This window comes from Streptomyces sp. NPDC093085, from assembly GCF_040683935.1.
GTDB lineage: Bacteria > Actinomycetota > Actinomycetes > Streptomycetales > Streptomycetaceae > Streptomyces.
The window spans coordinates 139710-153585 of the sequence record NZ_JBFBFB010000005.1; the positions used below are offsets into that span (position 1 = coordinate 139710).

General features: G+C 73.2%; 12 protein-coding genes. 5 read left to right on the plus strand and 7 right to left on the minus strand.

What is annotated here, in order from left to right; translation table 11 throughout:
* Window positions 1-129 precede the first annotated feature (129 nt).
* The 6 genes from AB0O07_RS17105 to AB0O07_RS17130 form a co-directional block, all read right to left on the minus strand.
* Window positions 130-1476, minus strand: a complete 1347-nt coding sequence (locus AB0O07_RS17105; protein WP_365633449.1) for a cytochrome P450 — start codon at window positions 1474-1476, stop codon at window positions 130-132.
* Between the two features lie 118 nt (window positions 1477-1594).
* Entirely contained in the window at window positions 1595-2965 is a 1371-nt protein-coding gene (locus AB0O07_RS17110) for a cytochrome P450 (protein WP_365633452.1), read from the minus strand.
* On the minus strand, window positions 2962-3516 hold the full coding sequence (locus AB0O07_RS17115) for an ATP/GTP-binding protein (protein WP_365634243.1): 555 nt from the start codon (window positions 3514-3516) through the stop codon (window positions 2962-2964). Before AB0O07_RS17115 ends, AB0O07_RS17110 begins: the two co-directional genes overlap by 4 nt.
* A gap of 58 nt (window positions 3517-3574) precedes the next feature.
* On the minus strand, window positions 3575-3967 hold the full coding sequence (locus tag AB0O07_RS17120) for a DUF742 domain-containing protein (RefSeq protein ID WP_365633455.1): 393 nt from the start codon (window positions 3965-3967) through the stop codon (window positions 3575-3577).
* Window positions 3964-4392, minus strand: coding sequence for a roadblock/LC7 domain-containing protein (locus AB0O07_RS17125; RefSeq protein WP_365633457.1), 429 nt, complete (start codon window positions 4390-4392; stop codon window positions 3964-3966). The genes AB0O07_RS17120 and AB0O07_RS17125 overlap by 4 nt, the downstream gene beginning before the upstream one ends.
* Window positions 4389-6083 carry an ATP-binding protein gene (locus tag AB0O07_RS17130; protein ID WP_365633460.1) on the minus strand — a complete coding sequence of 565 codons (1695 nt, stop codon included), beginning with the start codon at window positions 6081-6083 and terminating at the stop codon, window positions 4389-4391. The genes AB0O07_RS17125 and AB0O07_RS17130 overlap by 4 nt, the downstream gene beginning before the upstream one ends.
* Window positions 6084-6521: 438 nt before the next feature.
* On the opposite strand from AB0O07_RS17130, the gene AB0O07_RS17135 reads away from it, so the two are divergent.
* The 4 genes from AB0O07_RS17135 (at window position 6522) to AB0O07_RS17150 (ending at window position 12262) form a co-directional block, all read left to right on the plus strand.
* On the plus strand, window positions 6522-9611 hold the full coding sequence (locus AB0O07_RS17135) for an FAD-binding and (Fe-S)-binding domain-containing protein (RefSeq protein WP_365633463.1): 3090 nt from the start codon (window positions 6522-6524) through the stop codon (window positions 9609-9611).
* A 49-nt stretch (window positions 9612-9660) separates the two neighbouring features.
* Window positions 9661-9975, plus strand: a complete 315-nt coding sequence (locus AB0O07_RS17140) for a hypothetical protein (RefSeq protein ID WP_365633466.1) — start codon at window positions 9661-9663, stop codon at window positions 9973-9975.
* Window positions 9976-10027: 52 nt separating this feature from the next.
* Window positions 10028-11122, plus strand: coding sequence for an alpha/beta fold hydrolase (locus AB0O07_RS17145; RefSeq protein WP_365633469.1), 1095 nt, complete (start codon window positions 10028-10030; stop codon window positions 11120-11122).
* Between the two features lie 150 nt (window positions 11123-11272).
* Window positions 11273-12262, plus strand: a complete 990-nt coding sequence (locus AB0O07_RS17150) for an aldo/keto reductase (protein WP_365633472.1) — start codon at window positions 11273-11275, stop codon at window positions 12260-12262.
* 142 nt (window positions 12263-12404) lie between these two features.
* Here AB0O07_RS17150 and thpR read toward each other — a convergent pair whose 3' ends face one another.
* Complete coding sequence (gene thpR, locus AB0O07_RS17155) at window positions 12405-13055, minus strand: RNA 2',3'-cyclic phosphodiesterase (protein WP_365634246.1); 651 nt, start codon at window positions 13053-13055, stop codon at window positions 12405-12407.
* Window positions 13056-13247: 192 nt separating this feature from the next.
* Between thpR and AB0O07_RS17160 the strand changes: the two genes are divergently transcribed.
* Window positions 13248-13856: a Uma2 family endonuclease gene (locus tag AB0O07_RS17160; protein ID WP_365633475.1), complete on the plus strand. Its 609-nt coding sequence runs from the start codon at window positions 13248-13250 to the stop codon at window positions 13854-13856.
* Window positions 13857-13876: the final 20 nt, after the last annotated feature.

A 13876-nucleotide genomic window follows, 5' to 3' on the forward strand; every position in this document is an offset into this window, starting at 1 on the left:
GCCGTTTCCGAAACGGGACGGAAACGTGTCCGTCCGGTGAGACGTCCCCGCTCAGACCCCGGGGCCGGGCCCCGCTCGGGCCTGCACCAGCGGCGCGCTCGGGCTCCGCACGGGCCCCCACATCGGTGGTCAGGCGCCTCCGGGCCCCAGCCGCCCCAGCCGCACCGGCAGCTCGTACAGGTCGTTCTGGGTGACCACCGGCATGTTCCGCAGCTCCGCCGCCGGTACGGCGAGGCTCAGCCCGGGGAAGCGTCCGTACAGTGCGGGCAGGGCGACCGCCGCCTCAAGACGGGAGAGCGCGGCGCCGGGGCAGACGTGCGGGCCGTGGCCGAAGGAGAGGTGGCGGTTGGGTTCGCGGGTGGCGTCGAAGGCGCCGGCGTCGGGGCCGTGCTGCCGCTCGTCGCGGCCGATCGCCCCGTACGAGACGAGCAGCGCCTCCCCCGCCGGGAGCACGCTGCCGCCGAACGCGATGTCCTCGGTGGCGAACCGGAAGAGGACATGCGAGGTGGGGGCCGACCAGCGCAGGGTCTCCTCGATCACGTTCTCCCAGGGGATCTCGCCGGCCAGCACCCGCGCGCGCTGTTCCGGGTGGGTCTCCAGGGCCACCACCGCGTTGACGATCAGGGAGATCGTCGTCTCGTGGCCGGCCGCGACCATCACCATCAGGGTGTGCAGGATCTCGTCCTGGGCCAGCCGGTCGCCGTCCTCGGAGGCGGCGATCAGCGCGCTGGTCAGGTCGTCGCCCGGGGTGACGCGCTTCGCGTCGATGACACGGGTGAAGACCTCCGCGAGGTCCGCCACGACCAGGGGGACCCGCTCCGGCGGGGTCTGCGTGGAGAAGAACTCCCCGTACAGCTCCTTCAGCCGGGGGTGGTCGCCCGGGTCGACGCCCATCAGCTCGCTGATGACGCCCATGGGGAGGCGGTACGCGAACGCCGCCTTCAGGTCGACCGGTTCCGTACGGTACGGACGGTACGGCGGCTCCGTACCGTCCGTACAGTCAGTACCGTACGGGGCTCCCGTACCGTCGAGCCCGTCCAGGCCGTCGAGCCCGTCCAGCAGCCCCGCCGTCAGCTCGCCGATCCGCTCCCGCAGCAGCTCCACCCGGCGTACGGTCAGCGCCTGGGCGACCAGCGCGCGCAGGCGGCGGTGGTCCGGGCCGTCCACGGTGAGCATCGAGCGGCCGGGGTTGGCGAGCCCGACCAGCGGCCAGTCGAGCGGGATCTCGCCGCGCCGCCAGGCGTCCCAGACGCCGATGTCCTTGACCAGCCGGGGGTCGGTGAGCGCGGCGCGGGCCTCGGCGTGGTGGGTCACCGCGTAGCAGGCCACCCCGCCGGGCAGGACGACGCGCGCCAGCGGTCCGGCGGCGCGCAGCGCGGCGCTCTCGGCGTCCAGGTCGGTGACGAACGGGTCGAGGACGACCGGGCCCTCCGCCGGTGCCGCCGCGGAACCGCCGTGGGCGTAGGGACAGTTCATGTCGCACCTCCGTGGATCCGGGACGGGACTGCCTGGACTGCGCGGACTGTCTGGACTGCGGGGCGGTTACGCCCTCCCGTACGGCGGGGCGGTTACGCCCTTCCGTACGGCGGGGCGGTTACGCCCTCCCGTACGGCGGCGCCGGTGTGTAGCGCACCGGCAGCGCCGCGAGCCCCCGCTGCCAGGGGGAGCGGCGCCAGTTCAACGACGTGGCGGGGACGGCGAGTTCGATGTCGGGGAGGCGGTCGAGCAGCACCTCGATGGCGGCGCGGGCCACCACCTCCGAGATCTCCTGGGCCGGGAACGGGCAGCGGTGTTCGCCGTGGCCGAAGGAGAAGAAGGCGTTGTTGCCGCCGGTCAGCGTGTAGCTGTCGGTACGGACCTGCGGGTCGTAGTTGGCGGCGGCGACGCCCAGGATCAGCATGTCGCCCTCGTGGACACGCCGGTTGCCGAGGGTGGTGTCGGCGGTGGCCCAGCGGCCCGCGACGTTCTGGGAGGGGGTGTCCTCCCAGAGCACCTCGTTCATGGCCTCGGGGACGCTGTGCCGGCCGCCGGAGAGCGAGACGGTGAACCGGTCGTCGGTGAACATCAGCCGCAGCGAGTTGCCGATCCAGTCGGCGGTGGGCTGGTGGCCCGCGACCATCATCACCATCAGGTCCTGGACGACCTCCTCGTCGGTGAACCCGTAGGGGTTGCGGAGCATCCGGGAGAGGACGTCGTGGCCGCCGGTGACATGTTTCTCGCGGACCAGCGCGGCCACCGACTCGGACAGACAGCGCTGGCCCGCGAGCGCGTTCTCGCCGCTGTCGGTCAGGTCGTTGAGCGCCTTGACGATGTACGGGCCCTCCTCGTCCGGGAAGCCGTAGACGCGGGCCAGCACGCGGACCGGGAGGAGGGTGGCGTACTGGGAGATCAGTTCCGTACGGCCGAAGGCGCAGAAGCCGTCGATCAGGTCGTCGGCGTACTCCTCGGCGTACCGCTTGAGGACGAACGGGTCGACGGACTCCAGGGCCTCGGCGATCACCCCGGCGCGCTCGCGGTGGTGCTGTCCGACGGTGTGGAGGACGGAGTTCTGGTTGCGGCCGATCATCGGGGCGAGCGGCCAGTCGGCGGGGACGCGGGGCCACTGGTTCCAGCGGGCGGGGTCGCGGCTGAAGAGCGCGGAGTCGGCGGTGACCAGGTGGAGTTCGCGGTAGCCGAGGACCAGCCAGGCGGGCAGGCCGCCGTCGAGCCGTACCGGGGCCACGGCGCCGTGGTCGCGGCGCAGCTCCCGGTAGAGGGCGGTGGGGTCGCTCTGGAAGCGGGCCCCGCCGAGGTGGACGGCGTCCTCGGGGAAGCCGTCGGCGTAGCCGCCGGGGCCGGGGGCGTACGCCGCGTCTCCGTGCGTCGCGTCCGTACCGTACGCGGCGTCCGTACCGTACGGGGTGTCCGTACCGTACGCCCCGTCCCTGCCGTCCATCCCGTACGTCATGTCCTTCCCGTACGTCACGAATGCCGCGCCGCGCGTGCGGCGAGCGTGGCCAGGTATTCGACCAGCGTGATCAGGACGTACTTGCTGGAGGACCGGTCCCGCGCGTCGCACTCCACCATCGGCACCTCGGGGTCGATGTCCAGCGCCTCGCGGATCTGCTCGGCCGTGTGGTGCGGGCCGCCGAAGTCGTTGCAGGCGATGATGAACGGCGTGCCGTAGTGCTCCAGCCGGTCGATGGCGTACCAGGAGTCGGCGAGTCTTCGCGTGTCGACCAGGACCACCGCGCCCAGCGTGCCGGCGAAGAGCCGGTCCCAGAGGAACCAGAAGCGCTCCTGCCCCGGCGCGCCGAAGAGGTAGAGCACCGAGTGCTGGTCGAGGGAGATGCGGCCGAAGTCGAAGGCGACCGTGGTCGAGGACTTCTGGTGGAGCCCGTCGAGGTCGGCGAGTTCGTCGATCCCCTCGCCCGCGCGGGTCATCGTCTCCTCGGTGCTGAGGGGACGGATCTCACTGACGGAACGGACCATCGTGGTCTTTCCCACGCCGAAGCCACCGACGACAACGATCTTCAGTCCGTTGTCGGCGGTCGTGGCGAGGGACGGACCGGCCGGCGTCGGGCCGGTGGGCCGTTCAAAGGTTGCGGAGTCCAACGAGCACCTGCTCCAGGAGGTCGGGATCGGGAAGCCGGCCGGCCGATCGGGCCGTACGGGGGTGGCGAGCGGTGATACGGCCCGTGTCGAGCAGGTCGGTGAGGATGATCCGGACGATACTGCCGGGCAGTTTGAGCTGGGCGGCGACCTCCACGACGGCCGTCGGGGTCTGGCAGATACGCAGGATCTTGGCGTGCTCCGACTGCATGCCCGGGGTCGGGGCCGACTCCGCGACCACGAGCGTGACCAGGTCGAACATGCTCGCGTCCGACTTGCTGCGCCCTCCGGTGAGGGTGTACAGCCGGTCGGGCGAGTCGTCCCGGCTGGGGCGCCCTGAGCGCCCCGACCATCCGCCGAACCCCGGGCCGCTCATACGGATCCCGCGGTGGCGTCCTCAGGGTGGCGCGGAGGCGCGCTGAGGTACTCGCCGAGCTGCTCGACCAGTTCGCTCATGTTGTGCCCGACGACCCCGACATCGGAGTCCTCACCGGCGACGACGGCGAGGTGGGCGCCGTCCCCGGCCTCCACGATCAGCAGGACGCCGCCGTAGAACTCGGCCATGGCGGAGCGCACGCCGCCCCGCCCGTCGCCGAATTCTATGGACGCGCCGTGCGACAGGCTCTGGATGCCCGCGGCGATGGCGGAGAGCTGGTCGGCCTGGTCCTCGGAGAGTTCGGGGGTACGGCAGAGCTTGAGGCCGTCCCGGGAGAGGACCAGCGCGTGGCGGGCGCCGGGGGTGCGCTGGAGGAGGTTCTCCAGGAGCCAGGTGAACTTCTCGTCGATGGGACTGCCGATCATCGGGAATCGCCTTCCGGGTCCGGGTGCATGGTGGTGGCCGGGGTGTGCGGGTTGTCCCGTACGGCCTTGCGGAAGCTGCTGAACCGGGCCGCCTGGACGGCCGGGTCAGCGGGGGGTATCGGGGTGGAGCGCGCGGGCGAGTTGGCCTCTCCCGTGCGGCGCATGGAGGCGGCGAGGGTACGGCCGCGGCGGCGCTTGGGCAGCCCGCTCTCGCCCAGCTCCGGGGGTTCCTCCTCGTCCGGGAGGCCCCGGTGCTGTCCGGTGGGGGCGGGTCTGGCGGGCGGGGCCGAGGAGGGGCCGGAGGGGGCCGGGGCCGGGGGCGCGTGTCTGCGGACCCGCTTGGGCGCGGCCGGGGGCAGGTCGGCGCCCCGGTCGGCGCCCCGGTCTCCCGCGCCTCGCTCGGCGCCCCGGGAGGCGCGGGCGACCGGGGCCGGGATGGCGGGCGCCGGGGTGGCGGGCGCCGGGGCCAGGTCGGGGGCGGGCTCCGGGACGGGCGCGTGGGAGACGGCGGCCGTGTGGGCGGCGGCCGGGTGCGGTCCGGGCGCGGGGGCGGCGGTACGGCGGCGGAGCCGCGAGGACATCGGGGTGCCCGCGAGGCCTTCGGCGGCGTCGGGCGAGGTGGAGCCGCCGGGGCCCGTTCCCATCGGTCCTCCGGTGAGCAGGGGGGCTTGGTCCTGGCCGGCGAGGCTCATCCCGCGCGCCTGGCTGAGCAGGTCCTGCGGGAGCATCAGCAGGGCGCCGGTGCCGCCGCGCGCGGATGGCCGGAAAGAGACGGTCAGTCCGTGCTTGCGGGCGAGGCGGCCGACGACCGAGAGGCCGAGCCGGGTGCCGGAGAGTCCGCTGAGGTCGTCCGGGACGACGGTGACGGCCTGCTCGGCGCGGCGGAGCTGGACGTCGCTCATGACCAGGCCGCTGTCCTCGACGGTGATGACGATCCCGGCCGGGACCTCTTCGACGTAGACATGGACCTCGGCGGTGGGCGGCGAGAAGTTGGCAGCGTTGTCGAGGAGTTCGGCGAGCGCGTGCATGACGCCTTCGGCGGCGTGCCCGGCGATGGAGACCTCGCTGGTCGAGTGGAGCCGTACGCGCTGGTAGCCGCTGATACGGCCCATGGCGCCGCGCAGGATCGACTCCATGACGATCGGCTTGGCCCAGCGCCGCCCGGAGCGGGCGCCGGTGAGCACGGCGAGGGAGTCGGCGAGGCGGCCGGCCTGGGCGGTGCGGTGGTCGAGGTGGAGCAGGTCGCCGAGGACGTCCTCGTCGGAGTGGGCGTGCTCCATCTCGCGGAGGTCGGCGAGCATGCTGGTGGCGAGCGCCTGCATCCGGCCCGCGGCGTTGGCGCAGGCGGAGATGGCGGCGGCCCGGTTGGTCTCGCTGCGGGAGGCTGCCTCGGCGCTGGCGCGGGCGTCGGCGTTGGCCCGCCGGATCTCCTCCTGGGCCCGCGCGAGGTCGCCGTTGAGCTGCTCGATATGGGCGTTGAGCAGGGAGTTCTTCTCGCGCTGCTGCTCGCGGGAGGCCGTGAGCTGGGCGACGGCCGTGACGGCGGCGACGACCGCGGCGGCGGCGCCCCAGGCGAGTGGTGTCCGTACGGCGGCGGGGGCGTCGGACGACACGGCCCAGAAGCAGAGGAGGCCGCTGGCGGCAGCCGATATCAGCAGGGCCGGTGCGGTGTAGCGGAGTGAGCGGCGCAAATTCTGCTACCTCGTAGACGGAACGGAGCGGCGGGGGATGCGTGGGACGGGGCTCTGTGGGGGTAGGGGTAGAGCTGGGTACCGGTATATGACGACGGGTTCGACGCCGACTCTTATCTTCCTCCGAGATGTTTGTCTACTCAGAGTGCGCAAACGGTGGCCACTATAGGAGAGTTGACGATCGGTTGGGGAAAAACCTGTCCGGGTTCTTCGTCCGGCCCCCGGTCCGGCCCTTGGTCCGGACCTTCCTCCGGAACGGTGTGGCGGTGGGGAAAAATCCCCATCCGCGCACCTCCCCGGGTTCATCCTGGAGCCATGACCGACCAGGGTGAACACCGAGGTGAACAGCGGGGATCGGACGCGGCGGCGCTTCATCCGCCCCATCCGTCTCATTCGTCTCATGCGACGACCGTCCTAGCCCGGGATCTGACGTCGGCCTTGCGCGGCGAGGTCGACTTCGGAGCTGCCGCGCGGGCACTCATGACCATGGACGCCTCCAACTACCGCCGGGTTCCGGTCGGAGTGGTCACTCCGCGTGACGCCGCCGATGTGGCGGCGGCCCTCGCGGTTTGCAGGGACCACAGCGTACCCGTCGTTCCGCGTGGCGCAGGCACATCAATCGCCGGGCAGGCAACGGGAGTTGGCGTGATCATGGACCTCACGCGCCATCTGCGCACCATCGTCTCGCTCGACCCGGAGGCCCGTACGGCGGTGGTCCAGCCCGGTGTCGTCCTGGACGATCTGCGGGCCGCGGCCCGCCCGTACGGCCTGACCTTCGGCCCGGACCCGTCCACCCACAGCCGGTGCACGCTCGGCGGGATGATCGGCAACAACTCCTGCGGCGCGCACTCGGTGGCCTGGGGCACCACCGCCGACAACGTACGGCGGCTGGAGGTCCTGACGTACGGCGGCGAGACCCTGACCCTCGGCCAGGGATGGCGCCCTGAGCGCGCCTCCGAACACGCCTCCGAACACGCCTCTCGACGCCCCCCTGAGCGCGCCCCTGAATATGGATCCGAGCGCGCCCTTGAGCGCCCTTCTGAGCGCTTTCCGGGGCTCCCGGGGCCCCTGGGAGCCCCTAGGGGGCTGGAGGCGCTGGTAAAGCGGAATCTGGCCCTCCTGCGTACCGGTTTCCCGGACGCGATGCCCCGCCGCATCTCCGGGTACGCCCTCGACGCGCTCCTCCCGGAGCGCGGCACCGACCTCGCCCGCGCGTTCTGCGGCAGCGAGGGCACGCTCGGCGTCGTCACCGAGGCGACCGTACGGCTGGTCGAGGCGCCCGCCGCCCGCGCCCTCGCCGTCCTCGGCTACCCGGACGAGAGCGCCGCCGCCGAGGCCGCCGCCGGGCTCCTCCCCTACGGGCCGCTCACGGTCGAGGGCATGGCCGAGGACCTGGTGCCCGGCGGCCACGACCTGCCGCGCGGCGGCGCCTGGCTCTTCGTGGAGACCGGCGGCGCGAGCGCGGCGGAGGCGCGCGCCCGCGCAGAGGAGATCCTGCGCGCGGCCGACGCGCTCGACGCCGTGGTCGTCACCGGCCCGGCGGAGCAGCGGGCGCTGTGGCGGGTACGGGAGGACGCGGCCGGCACGGCGACGCGGATGCCGGACGGCGGAGAGGCCTGGCCGGGGTGGGAGGACTGCGCCGTACCCCCCGCCCGACTCGGCTCATATCTCAGGGAGTTCAGGTCCCTCCTGACCGAACACGGGCTGCGCGGAACGCCGTACGGGCACTTCGGCGACGGCTGCGTCCATGTCCGGATCGACTTCGACCTGCTGAGCGAGGAGGGCGTACGGCGGTTCCGCCGCTTCTCGGAGGAGGTGGCGGACCTCGTCGTCGCGCACGGCGGCTCCCTCTCCGGCGAACACGGCGACGGGCTGGCCCGCGCGGAGCTGCTGCCGAAGATGTACGGGCCCGAACTGGTCGCCCTCTTCGCGGAGTTCAAGGACCTCTGGGACCCGGACGGCGGGCTGAACCCGGGCGTCCTGGCCCGCCCGGCCCGCCTCGACGAGAACCTGCGCTTCGCGGTCCTCCCCCGCGAACCGGTCCCGGTCGCCTTCGGCTACCCCCACGACGGCCCGGCGGGCGGCGACTTCCCGGCGGCGGTACGGCGCTGTGTCGGCGTCGCCAAGTGCCGGGTCGCGGGCCCGTCTTCGGGGGACGGCGTGATGTGCCCGTCGTTCCGCGCCACGGGCGAGGAGCGGCACTCGACCCGGGGCCGTGCCCGGCTGCTCCACGAGATGCTGGCGGGCGAGGTGGTGCGGGACGGCTGGCGCTCACCGGAGGTGCGGGACGCCCTCGACCTCTGCCTCTCCTGCAAGGGGTGCCGCAGCGACTGCCCGGTGGGCGTCGACATGGCCACGTACAAGGCGGAGTTCCTCCACCACCACTACGCGGGCCGCCGCCGCCCCGCCGCCCACTACGCGATGGGGTGGCTCCCCCGCTGGCTCCGCCTGGCGGCCCCGTTCGCCGGGGTGCTGAACGCGGCGGCCCGCGTACGCCCCCTGGCCGCCCTGGCGAAACGCCTGGCCGGCATCGCCCCGGAGCGCCCGATCCCGGCCCTGGCGACGGAGACTTTCAGCCACTGGCTACGGGAACGGGACCCGGGCTCCGGGACGGCGGGTCCCGGGGCGGCAGGTCCCGGGGCGGCGGGCTCCGACACGGCTGTTCCCGGGACGGCGGGCCCCCGGGTGGTCCTCTGGCCGGACACCTTCACGGAGCACCTGTCGCCGTCGGTGGGCCGGGCGGCGGTACGGGTCCTGGAGGCGGCGGGCCTGACCCCGCTCACCCCGGACGCCCCCTTCTCCCCGTCCCCCACCCCGGCCGCGCGGCGGACCCCCGGCCCCCGGGTCTGCTGCGGCCTGACCTATGTCTCCACGGGCCAACTGGACCGCGCCCGTACGGTCATGCGCCGCACCCTCGACGTCCTGGAACCCCTGCTGGACGCGGGCCTCCCGGTGGTGGTCCTGGAGCCGAGCTGCGCCGCCGCGCTCACCACCGACCTCCCCGAACTCCTCGGCGACGACCCCCGCGCACCCCGTCTCGCCGCCGCCGTCCGCACCTTCGCCCAGACCTTGGAGGAGTACGCCCCCGACTGGCACCCGCCCCGCCTGAACCGCCCGGCCGCCGGTCAGACCCACTGCCACCAGCACGCGGTCCTGGGCGATGAGGCCGACCGCCGCCTGCGCGAACGGGCGGGCCTGACAGGCGACTTGAGCGGCGGCTGCTGCGGCCTGGCGGGCAACTTCGGCTTCGAACGGGGCCATTACGACGTATCGGTGGCCTGCGCCGAGGACCAACTGCTGCCTGCCGTCAGGGCGGCGGAGCAGGCCGGCCAGGGCACCGACGGCACACCGGGTGCGGAGATCCTGGCGGACGGCTTCTCCTGCCGCACCCAACTGGCCCACCTGAACGGCACCCGGGCCCGGCACCTGGCGGAGGTACTGGCGGACGCCCTGGAGGCCCAGGAACAGGACCGGAAGCAGGACCGAGAACAGGCCCAGGAACAGGACCGGAAGGCGGACCAGGAGTAGGATCACCCCAGAATCTGAACAGGTTCAATTCTCATCCCGGGGGGCCACCATGCCGAGCGACACCACCACACCGAGCAACACCTCCCCCGGCACCCCGAACACCCCCGACACCCCCGCCACCCTGCTGACCCCCACCGCCCTCACCCTGGGCACCCTGGCCACGGCGGGCACCGTCCCCGCCCTCATGCTCGTGCTGTTCCCCTGGTCGGCCCTGGCCGGCGCCTTCGCCCTCACCGCCGGCGCGGCGGCCGTCCACTACGCCCGCCAGGGCATCGGCCGCATGTGGCCGGCGGTCACCGGAACGGCGCTGGGAGCGGTCGGCTTCATCGGCTCCGTCTCCTGGCTGTGGGCACTGGGCGCGTAACCCCGGGGGACAGACCCGCTCCCGCGCCGGCTCTCTCGGTACCGTCGTCCGCATGCCCAGGACACCCACACCGCCCGCACCCGCCCCGGACCAGGACCCGACCCCGGATCCGACCCCGGCCCCGCACCCGCACCCGCACCCGCACCCGCCCATCGAGCCGTACGACCAGGGGCTGCTGGACGTCGGCGACGGCAACCGCGTGCACTGGGAGGTCTGCGGCAACCCCCGGGGCAAGCCCGCCCTGGTCGTCCACGGCGGGCCCGGGTCGGGGCGGTCGCCGTACACGCGGCGGTACTTCGACCCCGAGCGGTACCGCGTCGTCCTCTTCGACCAGCGCAACTGCGGGCGTTCCACCCCGCACGCCGCCGACCCCGCCACCGACCTGCGGCACAACACCACGGCGCACCTGATCGCCGACATGGAGCGGCTGCGGGCCCACCTCGGGATCGACCGCTGGCTGCTCTTCGGCGGCTCCTGGGGGTCGACGCTGATCCTCGCGTACGCCGAGACGCACCCCGAGCGCGTCTCGGAGGTCGTCATCTCGGGTGTGACGATGACCCGGCGCGCGGAGATCGCCTGGCTGTACGGGGGTTCGGGCCGGCTCTTCCCCGAGGAGTGGGAGCGCTTCCGGGCGGGTGCGGGGCAGCACCGGCAGGAGGAGCGGGAAAGGGCCGGCGCCCCCGCCCCGCCCGAGCTGGACCACCGTACGGCCGCCGCCCCGTCCCTCGTCGCCGCGTACGCCCGGCTGGTGGCGAGCCCCGATCCGGCCGTACGGGAGCGGGCCACCGCCGACTGGTGCGCCTGGGAGGACGCCGTGCTCTCGCAGGAGCCAAACGGCTCCCCCGCCCCGTACGCCGGCCGCCCCGCACTCGACCAGCAGGCGCTTGTCCGGATCTGTTCGCACTACTTCTCGAACGGCGCCTGGCTGGAGGAGGGCGCCCTGCTCCGCGACGCGCACCGCCTCGCGGGTATCCCGGCCGTGCTCGTCCACGGCCGCCACGACCTGGCGGGGCCCCTGGGCACCGCCTGGGAGGTGGCGCGCGCCTGGCCGGGGTCGCGGCTGGTCGTGATCGAGGACGCCGGGCACAAGGGGAGCGACGAGGAGCGGCGCACCCTGATCGCGGCGCTCGACGCGTTCGCGCGCTGAGCGCGTGCGGGCGACGAGCCGGCGCCCGCGCCGAGCCCGTTCGCGCGCTGAGCCGTACGCGGGACGCGCCGCCCCCGACAGCCTCCATACGCCCCCACACGCCCCAGGGGGCTTGCTTCGAGTGCTCTCGAACGCGTTGGGTAGGGACTCATGGAGTACACGCAGCTCGGACGCACCGGACTCAAGGTCAGCCGCATCGTCCTCGGCACGATGAACTTCGGTCCCCTCACCGACGAGACCGACAGCCACACCATCATGGACGCCGCGCTCGGCGCGGGCATCAACTTCTTCGACACGGCCAACGTCTACGGCTGGGGCGAGAACAAGGGCCGCACCGAGGAGATCCTCGGCACCTGGTTCGCGAAGGGCGGCGACCGCCGCGACAAGGTCGTGCTCGCCACCAAGGTCTTCGGGAACATGGCCGCCGAAGGCGACGCCTGGCCCAACCACGACAAGCTCTCCGCGCTGAACATCCGGCGCGCGGTCGACGCCAGCCTGAAGCGGCTCCAGACCGACCACATCGACCTGTACCAGTTCCACCACATCGACCGCTCCACCCCGGTCGAGGAGATCTGGCAGGCCGTCGACACCCTGATCCAGCAGGGCAAGATCCTCTACGCGGGGTCGTCCAACTTCCCCGGCTGGAAGATCGCCCAGACCAACGAGACCGCGCGGCGCCTCGGCTCGTACGGCCTGGTCAGCGAGCAGTGTCTGTACAACCTGGTCGAGCGCCGCGCCGAGATGGAGGTCATCCCGGCCGCGCAGGAGTACGGCCTCGGGGTCATCCCGTGGTCGCCGCTCAGCGGGGGTCTGCTCGGCGGGGTGCTCAAGAAGGAGGTGCAGGGCGGACGGCGTGCCTCCGGCCGCGCCGCCGACGCGCTGGCCGACCCCGCGACCAGGGCGCGCGTCCAGTCGTACGAGGACCTGCTCGACAAGCACGGCATCGACCCGGGCGAGGCGGCCCTGGCCTGGCTGCTCACCCGGCCGGGCGTGACAGGCCCGATCGTCGGCCCGCGCACGCTGGAGCAGCTCGAATCGGCGGTACGGGCGAGTGCCCTCACCCTGACGGGCGAGGTGCTCTCCGAACTGGAGGAGATCTTCCCGGGTCCTGGCCCGTCGCCGGAGGCGTTCGCCTGGTAACGGGTACGGCGGGCGCGGAGGCGGGTGCGGGTGGCCCCCGCAAGGGCTACCCGACCGCCGAGGCCACCGCGATGATCGCGAACATCAGCACGAGCACGACGGCCATGACGCGGTTACGGGTTTTCGGGTCCACGCGACGAGCCTAACCGCCCGCCCCGCCGCCCCCCGCGCCCGGGGTCCCCGGGAGCGGGGTCCCCGCGCCCGGGGTCCCCGCTCCCTCCCGGCCGAGCGGGCAGCGCGCGATCGTCTCGTACCGGGGCTGCTCCCCCGCCACCCCCGAGACCGGCAGTTCGCTCCGTACGAGCGCCAGCTCGGAGACCTCCCACGGGGTGCCCTCGAAACCGTCCAGCGCCTCGACGTACGGCAGCAGGTCGGGCCGGGTGGCGCGGGGGCCCCTGGTGCGCGCGAGGGTGAGGTGCGGCCGGAAGCGGCGGTGCTCGCCCATCGCGACCCCGGCCCGGCGGGCGGCGGCGTCGGTACGTTCGGCGAGGAGCCGCAGTGTGTCGATCCCCCCGGCGGCGCCGGCCCAGAGCGCCCGGTCGTCGAAGCGCCCGCCCCCGTGGACCCGGAGCCGGAACCCCTCGGTCCGCCCGGCCGCCCGCCCCAGCCGCCGCACCAGCTCGGGCAGCACCGCCCCGTCCACCTCCCCGAGAAAGGCGAGCGTGAAGTGCCACCCCGCCACCTCGGTCCACCGCAGCGCACCGGCCCCGGGCAGCCCTCCCAACTCCCGTACGGCACCGGCCAGCTCGGCGACGGCGGAGGGGGGCGGCAGGACGGCGGCGAAGAGTCTCAGCGGGTGGGCGGGGCTCGGCGGGCCGGGCGGCGGGCCGGGCGGCGGGCCGGGCGGCGGGCCGGGCGGCGGGCTTGGCAGGCTCATGGAAACGATTCTGCCGGTCATACGACATACGGGACGTAACCGGGTCACCGTACGTATCGTTGTACCGCGCGGCTACCGCATCCACGCGGGAGCGGGGAGGAGCGCCATATGACCGTCGTAGAGACCCGCTGGATCGACACCGACAGGATCGCCATGGCCGACGAGAGCTACGAGATGACACTGGACACGATGTTCAGCGCGCTCGAAAAGATGCCCGTCCCCGAGGGAATGAAGGTCGAGATTGTCGAGGGGAACATCTTCATGTCGCCGCAGCGCCAGGTGCACTGGGAGATCATCCGCCGCATTGTGCGAGCCCTGGAGGACAGGTTCGGCATGGACGTCACCGTCGCGTCCGACGTGCGGATCGACTTCCCCGGGCTTCTCAACGGATTCTGCCCCGATGTCGCCAAACTGGCCGCCGACGCCAGGCCCAATACCGCCGGGCGATGGCGCCCCGAGGACGTGGAGTTCATCGCCGAAGTGATCTCCAAGGGCACCGCCGCCAACGACTACGGCCCGAAGAAGACCGCGTACGCGGCAGCCGGTGTCCCCGTGTACTTCATCGTCGACCCCTACGTCGCCCGGTGCCACCTCTACACCGATCTCAAGGACGGCGAGTACACCACGGAAGTGATCACCAAGTTCGGCACCGCCATCGACATCACCACGAACAACCTGGGCCTGACCCTGGCCACTGACAAGTTCCCCCGCGACTGACCCACCCCGTGTTCCGTGCT